The sequence below is a fragment of the Cellulomonas pakistanensis genome (assembly GCF_016862755.1).
Classification (GTDB): domain Bacteria; phylum Actinomycetota; class Actinomycetes; order Actinomycetales; family Cellulomonadaceae; genus Cellulomonas; species Cellulomonas pakistanensis.
The window spans coordinates 114,688-132,341 of sequence record NZ_BONO01000009.1; the positions used below are offsets into that span (position 1 = coordinate 114,688).

General features: G+C 75.3%; 19 protein-coding genes and 1 other RNA gene. 7 read left to right on the forward strand and 13 right to left on the reverse strand.

From position 1 onward, the window contains the following. The first annotated feature begins 212 nt into the window (after positions 1-212). Positions 213-902, forward strand: coding sequence for an alpha/beta fold hydrolase (locus tag Cpa01nite_RS07855; protein WP_203668192.1), 690 nt, complete (start codon positions 213-215; stop codon positions 900-902). Continuing rightward, the gene (locus Cpa01nite_RS07860; RefSeq protein WP_239068625.1) at positions 896-1,600 is read left to right on the forward strand and encodes an esterase/lipase family protein; all 705 of its coding nucleotides are present in this window, start codon (positions 896-898) and stop codon (positions 1,598-1,600) included. Before Cpa01nite_RS07855 ends, Cpa01nite_RS07860 begins: the two co-directional genes overlap by 7 nt. Positions 1,601-1,617: 17 nt before the next feature. On the opposite strand, the gene Cpa01nite_RS07865 is transcribed toward Cpa01nite_RS07860, so the two are convergent. The 5 genes from Cpa01nite_RS07865 to Cpa01nite_RS07885 form a co-directional block, all read right to left on the reverse strand. Then, a complete protein-coding gene (locus Cpa01nite_RS07865; protein WP_203668193.1) occupies positions 1,618-2,991 on the reverse strand; it encodes an NAD(P)/FAD-dependent oxidoreductase in 1,374 nt (457 codons plus the stop codon). A gap of 105 nt (positions 2,992-3,096) precedes the next feature. Further along, positions 3,097-4,176, reverse strand: a complete 1,080-nt coding sequence (locus tag Cpa01nite_RS07870; protein WP_203668194.1) for an ATP-dependent DNA ligase — start codon at positions 4,174-4,176, stop codon at positions 3,097-3,099. Positions 4,177-4,237: 61 nt separating this feature from the next. Beyond that, positions 4,238-4,984, reverse strand: coding sequence for a histidine phosphatase family protein (locus Cpa01nite_RS07875; protein WP_203668195.1), 747 nt, complete (start codon positions 4,982-4,984; stop codon positions 4,238-4,240). Positions 4,985-5,042: 58 nt separating this feature from the next. Then, positions 5,043-5,777: an ABC transporter permease gene (locus Cpa01nite_RS07880; protein WP_203668196.1), complete on the reverse strand. Its 735-nt coding sequence runs from the start codon at positions 5,775-5,777 to the stop codon at positions 5,043-5,045. Next, positions 5,774-6,751 (reverse strand): ABC transporter ATP-binding protein, encoded by a 978-nt coding sequence (locus Cpa01nite_RS07885; protein WP_203668197.1) that lies wholly within the window; start codon positions 6,749-6,751, stop codon positions 5,774-5,776. Before Cpa01nite_RS07885 ends, Cpa01nite_RS07880 begins: the two co-directional genes overlap by 4 nt. 196 nt (positions 6,752-6,947) lie before the next feature. On the opposite strand from Cpa01nite_RS07885, the gene Cpa01nite_RS07890 reads away from it, so the two are divergent. After that, positions 6,948-7,766, forward strand: coding sequence for a TetR family transcriptional regulator (locus Cpa01nite_RS07890; RefSeq protein WP_203668198.1), 819 nt, complete (start codon positions 6,948-6,950; stop codon positions 7,764-7,766). A gap of 4 nt (positions 7,767-7,770) precedes the next feature. On the opposite strand, the gene Cpa01nite_RS07895 is transcribed toward Cpa01nite_RS07890, so the two are convergent. Then, the gene (locus Cpa01nite_RS07895) at positions 7,771-8,340 is read right to left on the reverse strand and encodes a DUF6328 family protein (RefSeq protein ID WP_275406224.1); all 570 of its coding nucleotides are present in this window, start codon (positions 8,338-8,340) and stop codon (positions 7,771-7,773) included. Positions 8,341-8,569: 229 nt separating this feature from the next. Here Cpa01nite_RS07895 and ssrA point away from each other — a divergent pair. Continuing rightward, positions 8,570-8,936, forward strand: a transfer-messenger RNA (tmRNA) gene (gene ssrA, locus Cpa01nite_RS07900). A gap of 48 nt (positions 8,937-8,984) precedes the next feature. On the opposite strand, the gene Cpa01nite_RS07905 is transcribed toward ssrA, so the two are convergent. From Cpa01nite_RS07905 to Cpa01nite_RS07925, 5 genes are read right to left on the reverse strand one after another with little or no spacing between them, the layout of a single operon-like run. Further along, complete coding sequence (locus Cpa01nite_RS07905) at positions 8,985-9,413, reverse strand: type II toxin-antitoxin system PemK/MazF family toxin (RefSeq protein ID WP_203668199.1); 429 nt, start codon at positions 9,411-9,413, stop codon at positions 8,985-8,987. Between the two features lie 27 nt (positions 9,414-9,440). Beyond that, positions 9,441-10,202: an iron ABC transporter ATP-binding protein gene (locus Cpa01nite_RS07910; protein WP_203668200.1), complete on the reverse strand. Its 762-nt coding sequence runs from the start codon at positions 10,200-10,202 to the stop codon at positions 9,441-9,443. Beyond that, entirely contained in the window at positions 10,199-11,254 is a 1,056-nt protein-coding gene (locus Cpa01nite_RS07915) for an iron chelate uptake ABC transporter family permease subunit (protein WP_203668201.1), read from the reverse strand. Before Cpa01nite_RS07915 ends, Cpa01nite_RS07910 begins: the two co-directional genes overlap by 4 nt. Then, positions 11,247-12,239: an ABC transporter permease gene (locus Cpa01nite_RS07920; RefSeq protein WP_203668202.1), complete on the reverse strand. Its 993-nt coding sequence runs from the start codon at positions 12,237-12,239 to the stop codon at positions 11,247-11,249. Before Cpa01nite_RS07920 ends, Cpa01nite_RS07915 begins: the two co-directional genes overlap by 8 nt. Further along, positions 12,236-13,246, reverse strand: a complete 1,011-nt coding sequence (locus Cpa01nite_RS07925; protein WP_203668203.1) for a siderophore ABC transporter substrate-binding protein — start codon at positions 13,244-13,246, stop codon at positions 12,236-12,238. Before Cpa01nite_RS07925 ends, Cpa01nite_RS07920 begins: the two co-directional genes overlap by 4 nt. Before the next feature lie 120 nt (positions 13,247-13,366). Here Cpa01nite_RS07925 and Cpa01nite_RS07930 point away from each other — a divergent pair, with 120 nt between their 5' ends. Then, complete coding sequence (locus Cpa01nite_RS07930; RefSeq protein WP_203668204.1) at positions 13,367-14,119, forward strand: DUF429 domain-containing protein; 753 nt, start codon at positions 13,367-13,369, stop codon at positions 14,117-14,119. Here Cpa01nite_RS07930 and Cpa01nite_RS07935 read toward each other — a convergent pair. Together Cpa01nite_RS07935 and Cpa01nite_RS07940 are read right to left on the reverse strand one after the other, a co-directional pair. Then, on the reverse strand, positions 14,109-15,197 hold the full coding sequence (locus Cpa01nite_RS07935) for a winged helix DNA-binding domain-containing protein (RefSeq protein ID WP_203668205.1): 1,089 nt from the start codon (positions 15,195-15,197) through the stop codon (positions 14,109-14,111). The two genes, Cpa01nite_RS07930 and Cpa01nite_RS07935, sit on opposite strands and share 11 nt — an antisense overlap. Positions 15,198-15,241: 44 nt before the next feature. Then, entirely contained in the window at positions 15,242-16,615 is a 1,374-nt protein-coding gene (locus Cpa01nite_RS07940; RefSeq protein ID WP_203668206.1) for an FAD-binding oxidoreductase, read from the reverse strand. A 146-nt stretch (positions 16,616-16,761) separates the two neighbouring features. Here Cpa01nite_RS07940 and Cpa01nite_RS07945 point away from each other — a divergent pair, with 146 nt between their 5' ends. Beyond that, the gene (locus Cpa01nite_RS07945; protein ID WP_203668207.1) at positions 16,762-17,052 is read left to right on the forward strand and encodes a DUF1905 domain-containing protein; all 291 of its coding nucleotides are present in this window, start codon (positions 16,762-16,764) and stop codon (positions 17,050-17,052) included. Positions 17,053-17,072: 20 nt separating this feature from the next. Then, the gene (locus tag Cpa01nite_RS07950) at positions 17,073-17,363 is read left to right on the forward strand and encodes a hypothetical protein (protein ID WP_203668208.1); all 291 of its coding nucleotides are present in this window, start codon (positions 17,073-17,075) and stop codon (positions 17,361-17,363) included. Positions 17,364-17,654: the final 291 nt, after the last annotated feature.

Here is a 17,654-nt window from a genome sequence, read left to right on the forward strand (position 1 = left end):
CCGCGACCGCGGTGGCCGCCCGACTGGCCGAGGTGCACGGAGTCCGCCAGAGTCGGGACCCACCCCTCGTCCGAAGGAGCTCGTCCGTGCCGTCGCCGTCCCGCACCGCCCCCGACCAGGCGACCCGGAGGGGCCGGGGTGCCGGCCGGACCCTCGCGCGAACCGTCGGCGGCGCGCGGCCGCGCGGGCTCGACCCGGCGGCCGGGGTGGTCGTGACCGACGTCGGGCGCCCCGACGACCCGGCGGTCGTGCTGGTGCACGGCATCGGCGTCTCCGAGCGGTACTACCGCGGCCTCGCGCGCGAGCTGGCGTCCGACCGGCGCGTGCTGGCGCCGGACCTGCCGGGGTTCGGTCGCAGCCCCCGCCCGTCCCGGGTGCCGACGGTCGAGGACCTCGCGGACGTGGTGCTCGCCGTGCTCCGGCACCGGGGGATCGAGCGGGCGACGCTCGTCGGGCACTCGATGGGCTCGCAGGTCGTCGCCGAGGCGATGCTGCGCGCCCCGGACGTGGTGGAGCGCGTCGTGCTGATCGGCACGGTCGTCGACCCCGCCGCGCCGTCGGTCGTGCGGCAGGCGCTGCGGCTCGCGCGGGACGGGCTGCACGAGCCGGCCGGGGTCAACGCGATCGTGGCCACGGACTACCTGCGCACCGGCCCGTTCTGGTACTCGGCGGTGCTGCCGCACATGTTCGCGTACGACACCGCCGCCGCCGTGTCCCGGCTGCCCGGGCCGGCCCTCGTCGTGCGCGGGGAGCACGACCCGGTGTCGTCCCGCGCCTGGGCGCGCCGGCTGGCGGTGCTCGCGCCGCGGGCCGAGGTGCGGGAGGTGCCGGGCGCGGGGCACGTCGCGATGGCGAGCCACGCCCCGCTGGTCGCTGGGTGGGTCCGGGAGCCGCCGTGCTGACGGCGCTGGACACGGCCCGCCGGGGCGTGTGGTGGGGCCAGGACTACGCCTACGCCGGCTGGCGGCAGGCGCGCGGCCTGCTGTCCCGGACGTCGCCCGACTCGTACACCCGGCCCGACCCGGCGCGGCGCCCGCCCGTCCTGCTGCTGCCCGGCGTGTGGGAGACCTGGCGGTTCCTCGAGCCGCTCGCGCGGGCCCTGTTCGCGCACGGGCACCCGGTGCACGTCGTCGCGCCGTTCGGGCTGAACCGGGGGAGCGTGCCCGACATGGCCGAGCTCGCGGCCGCGCAGCTCCGGGACGCCGACCTGCGGGGCGTCGTCATCGTCGCGCACTCCAAGGGCGGGCTGATCGGCAAGAGCGTGATGGGCCGGACCGACGTCGGCGACCGCGTGCTCGGCATGGTCGCGATCAACACGCCGTTCTCGGGCTCGCCGTACGCGCGGCTGCTGCCGGTGCGGTCGATCCGGGCGTTCCTGCCGGACGACGAGGTGCTGACGGCGCTCGCGGCCCGGCGCGCGGACGACGCGCGGATCGTGTCGGTCGCGACGTGCTTCGACCCGCACATCCCGAACGGCAGCGAGCTCCCGGGCGCGCGGAACGTCCGTCTGGCGACCCCGGGGCACTTCCGGTCGCTCGCGGACCCGGAGCTGGTCCCGCTGCTGCTGCGCGAGCTGGCCCGGTTCGCCGCGGCGGGCTGACCCCGCCGCGGCGGGGGTCAGTCGCCCAGCACCGTCCGGGTGGGCACCGTCGGCTTGTCGACGCCGCGGCTGCGCAGCGCCCCGCGGCCGACCACCTGCTGCCAGGTCGCGGTGCGCTCGGACCGCCCGCGGCCGATGAAACTCACCGCCCAGTGCAGCAGCGTGGTGATCCGGTTCTTGAACCCGACCAGGTAGAACAGGTGCACGCCGAGCCAGAGCAGCCACGCGCCGAACCCGGCCGTCTTCACCGGCCCGATCTTCGCGACCGCCTGGAACCGGGACACGGTCGCGAGCGACCCCTTGTCCTTGTACCGGAACGGCCCGGCGCTCGGCTGCCCGTGCACCTGGCGGGCGATCTCCTGCGCGGCGTACCGTCCGGTCTGCATGGCGGCGGGCGCGACGCCCGGGACCCCGGGGCGCAGCGCCATGTCGCCGACCACGAACACCTCGGGGTGCCCCGGCAGGGAGCCGTTCGGCTCGACCCGGACGCGGCCGGCGCGGTCGACCTCGGCGCCGGTGGCCTCGCCGAGCTGCCGGCCGAGCGGGGACGCCTGCACGCCGGCGGCCCACACCTTGGTCTGCGCCTCGATCCGGGTCCGGTTGCCGTCGCCGTCCTCGACCGTGACCGACTCGTCGTCCACGTCGACCACCTTGTGACCCATGAGCAGCTCCACGCCCAGGCCCTCGAGGACCCCGGCGGCGGCGTCCTGCAGGTCCTCGGGGTTGCCGGGCAGCACCTTCGGCACCGGGTCGATCAGCAGGATCCGCGACTGCGTCGGGTCGAGGTTGCGGAACGACCCGCGGAGCGACCGGTGCGCGAGCTCGGCGAGCTGGCCGGCCATCTCGACGCCTGTCGGGCCGGCGCCGACGACGACGAACGTCGTGAGGCGCGCGCGCTCGGCCGGGTCCTTCGACAGCTCGGCGAGCTCGAACGCGCCGAACACCCGGCCGCGGATCTCCAGCGCGTCGTCGATGCTCTTGAGCCCCGGCGCGAAGTCGGCGAACTGGTCGTTGCCGAAGTAGGACTGCCCGGAGCCGGCCGCGACGATCAGGCTGTCGTACGGGGTGCGCGTCTCGCCGAGCGGCGAGGACGACACGACCTCGCGCCGCTCCAGGTCGATCGAGGTCACCACGCCGAGCAGCACCCGGGCGTTCCGCTGGCTCCTGAGCACGTCGCGCGTCGCGGGGGAGATCTCGCCGACGGACAGCACGCCGGTCGCCACCTGGTAGAGCAGCGGCTGGAACAGGTGGGTGGCGGTGCCGTCGATGACGGTGATCCGGACCGGCTCGTCGGCGAGGGCCTTGGTCGCGAACAACCCGCCGAACCCCGAGCCGATCACCACGACGTCGTGCGGCTTGCCGGGCGTGCGTGAGGGGACGCCAGTGCTCATGGGGGGTCCTTCCGCGGTCGGGTCTCGAGGACTCGTCCGACCCTACGAGCGGCCCGGGGAGCGCGCGCGCCGAGCGCCGGGGCGCCCCGCGTGGCCGCCCGCGCGTCAGGCCGGCGGCGCGAGGATCTCGGACAGCCGGAAGCCCACCGGCTCCTCGAGCTGGGCGTAGGTGCAGGTCGCGGGGTCGCGGTCGGGGCGCCACCGCTTGAACTGCGCGGTGTGCCGGAACCGGTCGCCCTCCATGTGGTCGTAGGCGACCTCCACCACCAGCTCGGGGCGCAGCGGGACGAACGACAGGTCCTTGCTCGCGTTCCACCGGCTGACCGCGCCCGGCATCCGCTTCCCCTCGTGCGCGGACTGGTCCGCCCAGTCGCCCCAGGGGTGCTGCGACAGGTCGTCGGCCCGCAGCGGCGCCAGCTCCTCGACGAGCGCCTTGCGGCGGGCCATGGGGAACGACGCGGCGACGCCGACGTGCTGCAGCCGGCCGTCGTCGGTCCACAGACCCAGCAGGAGGGACCCGAGCACGTCGCCGGACTTGTGCCAGCGGAACCCGGCGACCACGCAGTCGGCGGTGCGGGCGTGCTTGACCTTGAACATGGTGCGCTTGTCCGGCTGGTACGTGCCGTCGAGCGGCTTGGCGACGACGCCGTCGAGGCCCGCTCCCTCGAACTGCTCGAACCACCGCTGCGCCTCGGCGAGGTCGCCGGTGGCGGGCGTGAGGTGCACGCGGGGGTCGTCGCCCGTGACCGTGGCGCCGAGCGCGTCCACCAGCCGCGCGCGCCGGTCGCCGAACGGGGTGCGCATGAGGTCCTCGTCGCCGAGCGCCAGCGCGTCGAACGCCACGAACGACGCGGGCGTCTGCCCGGCGAGCAGCCGGACCCGGCTCTCCGCGGGGTGGATCCGCTGCTGGAGGGCGTCGAAGTCGAGCCGGTCGCCGGACACCACGACGATCTCGCCGTCGAGCACGCACCGCTCCGGGGTCGACGCCTTGATCGACTCGACCAGCTCCGGGAAGTACCGGGTCATCGGCTTCTCGTTGCGGCTGCCCAGCACGACGTCGTCGCCGTCCCGGAACACGATCGTGCGGAACCCGTCCCACTTGGGCTCCGTGTGCCCGAGGTCGGGGATCTCGGGCACGGCCTTGGCCAGCATCGGGGACACGGGCGGCATCACGGGCAGGTCCATGCGGCCCATCCTGCTGGCGGACGCCGCGCCCGGCCAGGGCTGCGGCGCGTCGTGGTCCCGGTCAGCCCGCGTCCGGGCGCTCCGGCGAGCGCACCGGCTGCTCCGTGCCCGGCACCGGCAGGCCCGGCGCGCCCTGGGCCGCCGGGTCGAACCCGAAGGTGTGCACCTCGCGCGAGCCGTCGGGCCCGATCCGGACCGTCGACACGCTCGCGTTCGCCAGCGGGTCCATCGGCACGGTCCCGACCATCGCCAGGTAGGCCAGGAGCGTGACGCCGTGGCTCACCACGAGGACGTCGCCGCCGCCCGCGTGCTCCTGCTCGATCCGGCCGAACGCGCCGGCGACGCGCTCCAGGTAGTCGCTGGTGCGCTCGGCGCCCGGGAGGCCGGGGTAGGTGCCGGTGAGGATGCCGCCGAACAGCTCGACCGGGTCGCCCAGCGCGAGCAGCTCGGCCTCGGGGCGGGCCTCCAGGTCGCCGAAGTGCATCTCCCGCAGCCCCGGGTCCGTCGTCAGCCCGACGCCCGGGTGCTCGGTGAGCAGCTCGCGCGCGGTGGCGACCGTGCGCCCCGCGGGGCTGGCGTAGGCGGCGGCGAACGTCCGGTCCGCCAGCACCCGGGCCGTGGCGCGCACGCCGGTCAGGCCCTCCTCGGTGAGCGGGGAGTCCGTCCAGCCCTGCAGCCTCCGCGCGGTGTTGAACTCGGTGCGGCCGTGCCGGACGAGGTACAGCGTGGTCGTGCCGTCGGGCGCGGCCCCGTCGTCGAGCGTGCTGGCCGGGCCGGGCTCGGCCCCGGTGGTCGCGAGGAAGGGCATGCCCGCGATCCTAGGCGCGGCCCCGGCACCCCTGCCCGGGGCACCGGGGCCGCGCGGCTCACGCCCGCCGGCGCAGCGCCCAGGTCGCGCCGGCCACGGACGCGGCGCACCAGGCGAGCAGCACGACGAGTGAGCGGCCGGGCATCGAGAACGCGTCGCTCGCGAGCCCGGACCGGATCAGCTGGGCCATGGGCTCGAACGGCAGCCACTCGTGCGCCGCCTGCAGCCAGGCGGGCATGCGGTCCGCCGGGTAGCTGACCGGGGTGAACAGCAGGATCACGAACACCAGCACCTGCGTCATCAGCATCGCCAGCGTCGGCTTGAGCAGGGACGCCATGCCGTAGCCGACCGCCGCGGCGGTCAGCGAGACCAGCAGCGTCGCGGGCACCAGCCAGGGCGCGGGCGAGAGGTCGACGTCGAACCGCAGCACGCCGGTGACGATGCCGAGCACCATGCCGGGCAGCGCGATGAGCGTCCACACGAGCAGGTCGCTCACGAGGAACAGCCCGCGCGGCACCGGCAGCGTGCGCATCCAGTCGAGGCTGCCCTCGGTGCGGGACTGCGACAGCATCTGCGGCGTCATGACCAGGCCCACCATGACGAGCGTGATCGTCGGCGCCCCGGTCGCGAGGTAGAGCGCCTGGTCGGGCGGCGGGTCGCCGATGACCAGTCCGAAGCCGAGGATCGTCGCGATCGCGAGGAACACCTGCACGAGCACGAGCAGCGGGAGCATCGTGGCCTGCCGCCGGAACTGCCACTGGGTGAGCAGGAGCGTCTGCTGGACCGTGGTCACGCCGCCACCTCCGCCGTCCGGCCCTGCGCGGCGCGGTGCTCGTCGCCGACGAGCTCCACGTACACGTCCTCCAGGGACGCGGGGGTCAGCGCGTACCGCTCGAGGCGGCGCCCGGCGACCTCGCCCTGCGCCCAGCGGACGACCTCGGCGGCGTCCTCGGCGCGCACGGTGCCGACCTCGCGGTTCCGCCCGCGCGACACCTCCCGGACGGCCGGGTGCCAGCGCCAGCCGGCGTCGACGGCGCCGGGGGACAGGTCGGCCTCGACCGTGAGCGTGCCCTGCAGGTGCGCGGTGAGGCCCGCCGGGGTGTCGTCGGCGACGACGCGCCCGTGGTCCAGGACGGCGAGCCGGTCGACGACCCGCTCGGCCTCCCGCACGTTGTGCGTCACGAGGAGCACGGCGCGGCCGTCGTCGGCGAGCGACCGGATCTGCTGCCACAGCAGCCGGCGCCGGACCGGGTCGACGTCGTTGGTCGGCTCGTCGAGCACCACCAGCCGCCCCGGGGCGACGACGGTCATCGCGAACGCGGTGAGCCGGGCGATGCCGCCCGACACCTTCTCGGCCGGGGTGTCGGCCCACGGGCCGAGGTCGAGGGCGTCCAGCAGCTCGCCGGTCCGCGTCCGCACGGCGGCCCGGTCCGCGCCCCGGATCCGGCCGACCAGCTCGATCGCGCGGCGCGGCGTCAGGCCGGTGATCGGCACGTTCGCCTGCGCCTGGATCGACGTGCGGCGCCGGGCCTCGTCGGGCCGGGCGACGGCGTCGACGCCCTCCAGCGCGATGGTGCCGGCGTCGGGGAGGACGAGCCCCACGACCTGGTTGACCAGCGTCGTCTTGCCCGCGCCGTTGTGGCCGAGCAGGCCGACGACCTGCCCGGCCGCGACGTCCAGGTCGATGCCGTCGTTCGCCTGCACTCCGTTGCGTCCCCGGTACCGCTTGCGCAGCCCGCGGACGGTCAGGACCGCCGCCTCGCTCATCTCGTGCTCCCTCGTCAGCCGGACGCCGACCGGTGGGATACCGATCGGTACATCCGGGAACGTAGCAGGATGTGTGCGTCGAGTACCAGTCGGTATTTCGCGCCGATGCGGCGTGTCCGCGCTGGTGGACGGCGGGCCGCGGCCGGCCGGGCGGCCGACATACCGGTCGGTACGCCGGTCGGGTAGGCTGGGCGGCATGGCACGCAGGCAGGACGACCGCACCCCCGACGACGGCACCGCGCCCGGCGACGACTCGATCGGCGCCGCCACCCGCGCGCTCGCCGACGCCACCGCCGCGCTGACCCGCCTGATCGGGAAGCAGGTGCAGTCGGTGGTCCCGGAGGTCTCGGACGCGGTCGCGGCCAGCCTGCGCGAGGCGTCGCGGGGGCTGGCGGACGCGTCGGAGAGCGTGGGGCGGCGCGCCGGGGGCTCGCGCGCCGACGAGCGCCGCACGGAGCGCGCGCACCGCACCCGCGCCGAGCTGCTCGACGCCGCGGCGCGGGCGTTCGCGCGGCACGGCTACGAGGGGGCCTCGCTCGGGGACATCGCGGCCGACGCCGGGTACACGAAGGGCGCGGTGTACGCCCACTTCGGGTCGAAGCACGAGCTGTTCGTGGAGGTCGCGCGCCGTTTCTTCGCCTCCGCGCCGGTCGGATCCGGGCTGCCCGACCTGGGTGACGACGACCTCGAGCACGAGCTCGCGGCCGTGCTCGGCGGCCTCGTCGACGAGGACCGGCTGCTGCTGTCGCTCGAGATCCTGTCCTTCGCCGTGCGGCACCCCGAGGCGCGTGCCGAGATCGGCGCGGTGCACGAGGAGGGGTTCGCCGAGCTGGCGGAGCAGGTCGGCCGCCGCCGGCACCCCGACGCGCCGGAGCCCGCCGAGGCCGACTGGGACACCGCGCTCGCGGTCGTCAGCGTGTCGAACATCGCCCTGCTGCTCGGCTCCGTGACCGGGTCGCCCCACGCGTCGCCCGAGGCCGGCGCGCGCGTCATCGCCCGGCTGCTGCGCGGCTGACGCCTCAGTCCGCCTCGCCCCGGGCGCGGTGCGAGAGCCGGAGCGGCAGGACGACCCACACCACCGTCAGCCCCACCAGCGCGACCGCGCCGGCCACCCAGCCCGCCGACCGGCCGACCACGACGTCGAACAGCAGCAGCGCGGAACCGGCGAGCACCAGCGCGAGCGTCGCCAGCCCGGCCTGCGCCATCCGGTCGGCGGAGTCCACGAGCTCCCGCTTGAGGTGCCGGCGGAACAGGATCCGGTGCAGCGACACGGGCGCGACGATGAACCCGGTCGCGGCCACCGCGAGCACGACGAGGGCCAGGTAGACGGTCTTCTGGTGGGCGTCGAGGTCCAGGAAGCGCTGCTGGAACGGCACCGTCAGCAGGAAGCCCGTGAGGATCTGGACGCCGGTCTGCGCCACGCGCAGCTCCTGGAGCAGCTCGTTCCAGTTCCGGTCCATCCGCTCGGTCGCCGTCTCGTTCCGGCCGTCGTGGGGGTCGGCGTCACGGGGGTCGGCGTCGTGGTCCTCGGGTCGAGCGGCGCTGTGGCGCGGGGCGGGGTGCGGGGTGGTGCTCTGCGGCTGCGACATCGTCGTCGGTCCTTCGTCCGGTGCCGCTCGGGGGCGGCGGCGTCAGGCCCGTATGGTGCCGCGCGCGGTCGCAGCGCGCTGGTCAGCGCGCCGGGGCGTCGGCGCGCGGAGTCGGGAATGACGATGCGGGCGGCGGCGTTGGGCACGTATGCTGGACCTGCTGCGCTCGGCGGCCGGACCCTCGCGAGGGGGCTCGGACGAGGGGCCGCGGTGTTTGACAACTCCACATGGGGGTGATCGGTTTCGACGGTGATCGTCGAGCCAGGAGAAGCGGGCCGAGGACACACGGTTATCTCGCTAACGCTCCGTGTAAACCCATAGGTGCCGATAACAAGCGCACCGACTTCGCCCTCGCCGCCTGAGCGAGCCTCGAAGTCCGTCAGCCTGAGCTAGCTCCCGTCTCAGATCCTGGCGTCATCTAGGGAGCCACTGCTCGCAGTCCTCGTCACCGGGGCTGCGGGGACTTTCAGGTGACTGAGCCTGTCCACCACTCGTCTGCGTGATGGTGGGGGCCGAGAAAAGCGCAGCAGACTGCGCCCGGAGAAGTCCTGGTTCCACGTCATCGGACGCGGGTTCGATTCCCGCCACCTCCACCACCGAGAGGCCCGTCCCCACCAGGGGGCGGGCCTCTCGTGCGTCCGGCGTCAGCGCACCCCGCGCGCCGCGTCGTCGTACCACCGCAGCCACGCCGACCCGGCGTCCCCGGTCCGCCGGCGCAGCGCGGTCCGGCGCAGCACCATCGGCCGCAGGTCCACCCAGCCCCGCGTCGACAGCCCCGGCAGCGCCTCGGGCGACCGCGCGTAGCCGTCCCGACCGTCCTGGTCCTTCGAGGTCAGCCGGACCACGGTGCACCGCCGCCCTCGCGACGACAGCACGACGACCGGCCGGTCCTTGGCGCCGGTCCCGTCGCGGTACGGCACCATCGCGAACCACACGTCGCCGCGCCGGGCCCGCGGCGCCCCCGCGCGTCCGAGCAGCCGGAGCACGAGCAGCACCGCGCCGGCCGCGAGCACCAGCAGCCAGGGCCGGTCCGCGACCAGGTCGGCGAGGGCGTCGGGCACGAGGTCGGTCATGCGGAGGAGTGTCGCAGGCGGCCGGCCTCAGGCCCGGTAGTACACCGCCAGCGGGTACCCCGGGCCCTCGACGACCGTCACCGGCGTCGCGAACACGTCCGACAGCACCGCGTCCGTCATCACCTCGCGCGGCGTCCCGACGTACCGGACCCGCCCCTCGGTCATCGCGACGACCTGGTCGGCGTACGCGGACGCGAAGTTGATGTCGTGCACGACCAGCACCACGGTCTTGCCGAGCTCGTCGGCGGCGCGGCGCAGCCGGGCCATCATCGACACGGCGTGCTGCATGTCGAGGTTGTTCAGCGGCTCGTCGAGCAGGACGTACTCGGTGTCCTGGGCGAGCACCATCGCGACGTAGGCGCGCTGCCGCTGGCCGCCGGACAGCTCGTCGAGGAACCGGTGCTGCAGGTCCACGAGGTCGAGGAACCCGAGCGCCGTGTCGACGGCCGCCTCGTCGTCGCGGGTGATCCGGCCCTGCGAGTGCGGGAACCGGCCGAGCTGCACGAGCTGCCGCACGGTCAGCCGGGCGACGAAGTGGTTCTCCTGGCGCAGGATCGCCAGCCGCTTCGCGAGCTCCCGCGGGCGCGCGGTCACGACGTCGAGGCCGCCGACCGTCACCCGGCCGGCGTCGGCGCCGAGCAGCCGCCCGACGATCGTCAGCATGGTGGACTTGCCGGCGCCGTTCGGGCCGACGAGGGCGGTCACGCCGCCCGTGGGGATCTCGAGGTCGACCGGCCCGAGGGCGTGGACGTCCCCGTAGGTCTTGGCGACGCCGTCGAGGGTGATCACCGCAGGCCCTTCCGGAGCAGGTGGACGAGGAACACGAGTCCGCCGCCGAGCTCGATGATGACGGAGACGAGGCCGCCGGCGTAGAACACGTGCCGGAGCACGAAGTAGGCGAGCAGGAGCGTGGCGGACGCGACGGCGACGACCATCGGCAGCGTCCGGGCGTGCCGGCTCGTGCCGACGACCTGGTAGGTCAGCATCGCGACGACGAACCCGAAGAACGTCATCGGGCCGACCATCGACGTCGACACCGAGATGAGCACCGCGACCAGGACCAGCGTCAGCAGCACCTCGCGCTGGTGCCGCACGCCGAGGCTGGTCGCGGTCTCCCGGCCGAGCGCCACGACGTCGAGCACGTGCCGGCGCCGCCACAGCACCGTGCCGACGACGACGCAGACCAGCGCGCCCCACGGCAGGTAGGACGCGTCCGAGACGCTGATGTTGCCGAACAGCCGGGCCGAGAGGATGTCGAACTCGCTCGGCGTCAGCAGCCGCTGCATGAACGTCGACAGCGAGCCGAACCCCATGCCCAGCACGACGCCGACCAGCAGCAGGAGGTGCAGGTTCGCGCGCGTGCCGGTGAACAGCCAGCCGTACAGCAGGGACGCGACGCCGACCATGAGCAGGCTCTGCAGCGCGATCTTGCCGAGCCCGTCGGTGGCCGCCAGCGTGCCGGCGCCGAACAGGAACACCAGCGCGGTCTGGATGACGCGGTACATCGCGTCGAACCCCAGGATCGACGGCGTGAGGATCCGGTTGTTCGTCACGGTGTGGAACACGACCGTCGCGACGCCCTGGCAGAACGCGACGACGAGGATCGTGCCGACCGAGGTGAACCGGCTCCGGACGATCACCCAGAAGCCCGACGAGCCCGGGGGAGCGGGGTTGCCGTAGGTGAGCACGCCGACGGCCGCCGCGACGGCGACGAGCGCGACGACCGCGAGCCGGAAGCCGTACGAGCCGGTCACGGCGCGCAGCCGGGTGCCGCCGGGCGCCGGACGCCCCGCCGGGGTCGCCGGGGCCGTGGGCGGGGACGTGGTCGCGACCTCAGCCACGGCGCTGCACCCGCAGGACGAGGGCGACGAACGCGGCGGCGCCGACCAGGCCGAGCACCATCGCGACGGGCACCTCGAACGGCATCCGCACGGTCCGGCCGACGAGGTCGCACGCGGTGACGAGCGCGACGCCGCCGAGGCACACCCACGGCAGGTTCGAGCGCAGGTCGTCGCCCCGGAGCAGCGCGACCACGTTCGGCACGACCAGCCCGAGGAACGGCAGGAAGCCGACGACGACGGTCGTGACCCCGGACGCGACGGCGACCAGCGCGGTGCCGAGCAGGACCAGCCGGTCGTAGCCGAGGCCGAGGTTGGTGGCGACGTCGCGGCCGAGGCCGGCGACGGTCAGCCGGTCGGCGAGGACGAAGGTCGCCGCGCACACGGCGGCGACCACCCACAGCACCTCGTACTGCCCGCGGACGACGCCGGTGAAGCTGCCCATGAACCAGGTGCCGAGCAGCTGCAGGTAGTTCGTCGAGATCGCGAGGAGCGTCGTCAGCGAGCTGACCACGGCGCCGAGCATGATCCCGACGACCGGCACGACGAGCGTGGACCGCACCTGCACCCGGCGCAGCACCGCCATGAACACCATGGTCCCGGCGAACGCGGCGAGGCTGGCGATCACCATCCGGGTCGCGATGCCCGCCGACGGCAGCAGGATCACCGAGAGCAGCAGGCCGAGCGCGGCCCACTCGCTGGTGCCGCTGGTGGTCGGCTCGACGAACCGGTTCTGCGTCAGCTGCTGGAGCACGAGGCCGCTGACGGCCATCGCGCTGCCGGCCAGCACCAGCGCGAGCGTGCGCGGGACGCGGGTGATGAGGAACATGTCACCGCCGCCGTCCGCCCGCAGGTCGTAGACGCCGACGAACAGCGACGCCACGACGAGCGCCAGCGTCAGCAGGCCCGCGAGGGCGAGCGGCACGACGGGCCGTCGCCCCGGGCGGGTGCCCGGGGCGACGGTCGCGGCGTCGGTCGCGAGGGTCACGCGGCGTCGGCGAACGCCTGGGCCACCTGCTCGTACAGCGCGGTGTAGGCCTGGATGTCCTCGGTCAGGTAGAAGTCCGGGTCCAGGTAGACCACCTGGTCCTGCGCCACGGCGGTCACGCTCTGCAGCGCCTCGGACCCACCGATGAGCTCGGCCGCGGGGCGGTACTCGCCCTCGCCGACGCCCGCGCCGTCCCGGTCGAGCACGATGATCCAGTCGGGGTTCGCCGCGGCGATCGCCTCGACGCTGATGTCGTCGCCGTGCGAGGTGTCCTCGGCCTCCTGCTCGATCGCCGGCTGCAGGCCGAGGGTCGGGAACAGGGTGCCGATGCTGCGCCCGGTGACCGGGGCGCTGTACGAGATCTCGCCGCCCGAGGTGATGAGGCCGACGACGGTGCTCTCGCCGTCGTAGGCGTCGGTCGCGTCGGCGACGGCCTGGTCGTAGTCCGCGACGATCTGCGCCGCCTCGTCCTCTCGGCCGAAGATCTGGCCGAGCGCCTCGACCTGGCGGACGAGCTCGTCGGACTGCTCCTCGCCCTCGCGCGGGTGCAGCTCGATCACGACCGCGTCGGGATTCTGAGCCTTGATGTCGTCGTAGCTGTCCGAGAACCGGTAGCCGCCGATGATCAGGTCCGGCTCCGCGGCGACGATCGACTCGAGGTTCGGCTCGCGGTGCGTGCCGACGTCCAGCACCGACTCGTCCTCGGTGTACGCGGGCCACAGGCCGTCGCCCATGATCCCCTTCGGCGCGGCGACCAGCGGGACGTCCCAGGCCGACAGTGTCTCGAACACGTGGTTGTCGAGCGCGACGACGCGCTCCGGGTTCACGGGGACCTCGACGCTGCCGTGGTTGTCCTCGATCGTGACGGTGGTGGCCGCGGAGGTGGTCTCGGCCGCCTCGGTGCCGGTGCCCGCGTCGGCGCTCCCGCCGCAGGCCGCGAGGGCGAGGGCGAGCGGGGCGGCCGTGAGGACGGCGGCGAGCCGGCGGTGGCTCGTGCGCGTGGGCATGGGTGTGGCTCCTCAGGAGTCGGTGACGGGGATCGGCGGCCGAAGTAAGGGCAACCTATCCTTACCTGAGCCTGTCACGTCAACCTCCCAGGTCAACGCCGCGGCGGGCAGACTGGCGGCGTGTCCACCGCGCTGCACGTCGGCCTCGACCTCGCCTGGTCCACCGGCGTCACCGGGCTCGCCGTCGTCGACGGCTCGGGCCGGCTGCTCGACTCCGGCTCGTGCCGGACCGACGACGAGATCGCGGCGTGGCTCGCCCGGCTCGGCGGCCCGGTCACGGTGGTCGGCGTCGACGCGCCGCTGGTCGTGCCGAACGCGACGGGGCAGCGTGAGGCCGAGCGGGCGATCGGGCGGGCGTTCGGCGCCTACGGCGCGTCCGCGCACACCGCGAACCGGGGCACCTTCGGGGGAGCGGACCCGCGCGCGTGGCGGCTGGCCGAGCGGTTCGGCTGGGCGGTCGACCCGGCGACGCCGGTCGGCGCCGGTCGTCCGGTGTGCCTCGAGGTGTACCCGCACCCGGCGCTGGTCGCGCTGTTCGGGCTGCCGTACCGGCTCGACTACAAGAAGGGGCCGCGCTCGCAGCGGCAGGTCGGGTTCGCCGCGCTCGTCGGGCACCTCGAGTCGGTGCCGGAGCTGCGGCTGGCCGACAGCCCGCGGTGGACGCGCATGCGCGCGATCGTGGCCGACCCCGGACCGGGTGACCTCGACCGCGTGGAGGACGAGCTCGACGCCGTGCTCTGCGCGCACCTCGCGTGGCTGTGGCACCACCGGCCGGGCGCGCTGGTCGTCTACGGGTCCGCGGACGCCGGGTACGTCGTCGCGCCACCACCGCCCGCGCACCCCGCGGTGCGGCCGCCGCCCGTCACCGGCTGATCGTCACGCCCGCCGGGTCCAGGTCCAGGAACGCCGCCATCCGCGCGCCCTCGGCGAGCACCTCCTCCTCCGCTCCGGCGGGCAGCGGCGCGAGCGGGTGCACGGCGAGCACGCCGTCGTCCACGGTCCAGGTCGCGGCGACGAACCCGTCCACGAGCACCGTCGCGTGCACCATCGAGTAACCGGGCATGACCGTCGTCCGGAACGGCTCCGGCAGCAGCCGGGTCCGGTCGCGGTGCCCGAGGACCGCGTTGTCGAACGCCCCGAGGAACCGCACGGGCGCCGGCGCGTCCTCGCCCACGAGCGCGCCGTCCGGGACGTCGAGCAGCTCGGCGCCGTCCGGGCCGCGGTACGTCCGCAGCCCGCCGCGCAGGTCGTCGACCACCGGCCGCAGCCGGGTCAGGCCGGTGAAGGTCTGCAGGTCCATGACCGACGCCGGCCCGAACGCCGCGAGGTAGCGGTGCACCAGCGCGGGGAGGTCCGGCTCCCGCATCGGCGCGCCCAGCCAGGACGCCGCGTCCGCGACCCGGATGGACCGCCGGCTCCACCAGGACCCGAACGCCGACGTCGCCGGCCCGTGCACCACGGGGGTCAACGCCTCGACCGCCGCCGCGAGCACCGCGGCCCGCCGCCCCGGCCAGCGCGCGGCGAGCGCCGCCCCGAGGTCGCGGCGCGGCACGAGGTCGTCGCCCAGCACCTCCCGGGCGAGCGCGACCAGCGCGGCCGGCTCGATCCCACCGGTCTGCTCGCGGTAGTAGGTCGACCGGGAGAGGCGGTCGAGCACCGGCGCGACCGTCGGACGCAGCCACCGGTAGTCGTCGGCCGTGACCAGGTGCTGGGTGCCCCGGAGCAGCGGCCCGCGCACCAGGGCGCGCGCCTCGACCGCGGCCTCGAGGTCGGTGCGTGCGAGCCCGGCGACCCGCGACCACAGCGCGGCGAACACCCAGTTCGGCTCCTGCGCCTGCACCGCCAGCAGGCGCGCGACGGCCTCGGCGACGGGGACGTCGGCGCGCGCGTCGAGCAGCTGGCGGCGCAGCAGGGTGCGGTTGAGCGTGCGCAACGAGAGCGTCGTCGTCACCCCGGCATCGTGCCGCGCGGCGCCGGCGCCCGGCAGGGGCGCGCTCACCCCGCCGGCGGCACGTTCTGGTTCCGGCGGAACAGGTTCCCGGGGTCGTACACCGCCTTGACCGCGGCCAGCCGGTCCCAGGTCGCGCCGGGGTAGGCCGCGCGCACGCGGTCCGGCCCCTCGTCGCCGAGGAAGTTCACGTACGCACCGGCGTCGCCCTGGTCGAGCAGCGCGACCGTGCCCTCGACCCACGCGGTGCGCTCCGCGCGGTCGTCCGGCCCGGTGACGAACGCGGCGACGTTGCCCATCAGCCGGCTCGACCGGTGCGCGAACGCGGTGGCGTCGGCCGGCACCCGCCCGATCGCCCCGCCCAGCGCCCGCAGCTGGACGACGCGCATCCCGTCGAGCTGCCCGAGCCGCTCGACGACGGCCTCGGCGAGCGGCAGGTCGACGTCGTCCAGCAGCAGCGTGCGGGCGACGGCGGTCGGGTGGTACTCCGGGTCGCCCGGCGGGAACAGCTCGGGGTAGGCGACCGGCCGGACCAGGTCGGCGATCGGCTCGGCGAGCGCGCGGATCGGCGCGAGCGCGGCGTCCGCCGCCTCCGAAGGTCCGGACCAGCACACGAGTGCCATCACCGACAGGACGCCGTGCCGCTCCGCGGGCACGAACGGCAGCGGCGGGCACGGCATCACGTTGACGATCGCCGTGAGCTCGTCCGGCCCGTCCTGGAGCGCCGCCACGAACCCGGCGAGCACCGCGGGCGTCGCGGGGAGCAGCAGCATCCCGCCGGTCACGCCGTCGAGCGGGTGCAGCCGGAACCGCAGGCGCGTCACGACGCCGAGGTTGCCCCCGCCGCCGCGCAGCGCCCAGAACAGGTCGGGGTGCTGCTCGGCGTCCGCGCGGACCACGCGCCCGTCCGCCAGGACCACCTCGGCGGCCAGCAGGTTGTCGACGGTGAGGCCGTGCGACCGGGACAGGAACCCGACGCCGCCGCCCAGCGTGATGCCCGAGACACCGACCGAGCCCGTGTCGCCGAACCCGACCGCGAGCCCGTGCGCCGCGGTGGCGGCCGTGGTCTCGCCGGCGGTCGCCCCCGCCTGGACCCACGCGGTGCGGTCCGCGGGATCGACGTCGACCGCGCGCATGTCGCGGAGGTCGATCACCAGCCCGTCGTCGACGGTGCCGTACCCGGCCCCGCTGTGCCCGCCGCTGCGCACCGCGAGCGGCAGGCCCGCGTCGCGGGCGAACACGACCGCGGCGGCCACGTCCGCGTCGTCACGAGGGCGGGCGATCACGGCGGGGCGGGGGTCGACGCCGCCGAGGACGACGACCCGGAGGGCGTCGTAGTCGGGGTCGTCGGGCAGGACGAGGCGGCCCGAGAACCGGGTCCGCAGGTCGTCGACGTCCGGGGTGCTCACGGAGGCGGTCATGCGGGCGCTCCTTCGCGCGGCGGCTGGTGCGGCGGCTGAGACGCCTCCCAGCGTTCTCCCGGTCGTGGTGCGGCAGCAAGGGGTTTCCGGGCGCGGATCACGGCCGGGGCTGCCCGCCCGCGGTCGTGCGTCCGTACGCTGGCGCGATGGACCTGCGGTTCCGCGGCGAGATCATCCACTGGCGGGGGCCGTCGCCGTACCACTACGTCGCCGTCCCGGACCCGGAGGCCGACGAGCTCCGCGCCGCGTCGTCCCTGGTGTCGTACGGCTGGGGCGTCATCCCGGTCACGGTGACGCTCGGCGGCACCCGGTGGTCGACCTCGCTGTTCCCGAAGGACGGCGGCTACCTCGTGCCGATCAAGGACGCGGTGCGGCGGGCCGAGGGGGTCGGGCTGGGGGACCAGGTGTCGCTGCGCGTCTCCGTCGCGGTGCGCTGACCGTCGGAGAGGATCACCGCATGGCCGACCCCGCCGCGCCCGCCGGCGCCCACCCGTCCCGCGTCCCTCGGGTGCCCTGGCCGTGGCTGGTCGCCGCCGCGGGCCTCGTGCTGACCGCCCTCGGCGTGTGGCTGCTGACCCGGCCGCAGGGGGCGTGGTTCGCCTACGCGCCGCTGAGCGACGCGACCTACGTCCCGGCGCGTCCCTCGTGGGCGGGGATCGTGGCGCTCGGAGCCGGGTGCGCGGCGTGGGGCGGGTCCCTGGGGCACGTGCTGGCGCGCCGGGCGGCCTGGCGCCGCGAGGGGCGCTAGCGCGCGGCGCGGGTCGCCAGGCCGCCGGGCGGGGGCGTCGGGTCGCTGCGCGGGGCGTCGAGTCGCCGTGCGGGCCGCTGGGGCGCCGTGCGAGGTGCTGGGTCGCCGCGGAGGGCGCTGGCTCGCCGTGTGGGCCACTGGATCGCCGCGAGCGGGCCGGCTCGCCGGCGCTGCGGCGGCGGACGCGGGTGCTCGCCCCCGGCCATCACGGAGGACCGAACCGACCACAGGCGCAGGTGGTGTGCGTGGTCCCCAGGCTCGGGGGTGCGGGGCGGGTCGTGTCGGTGGTCG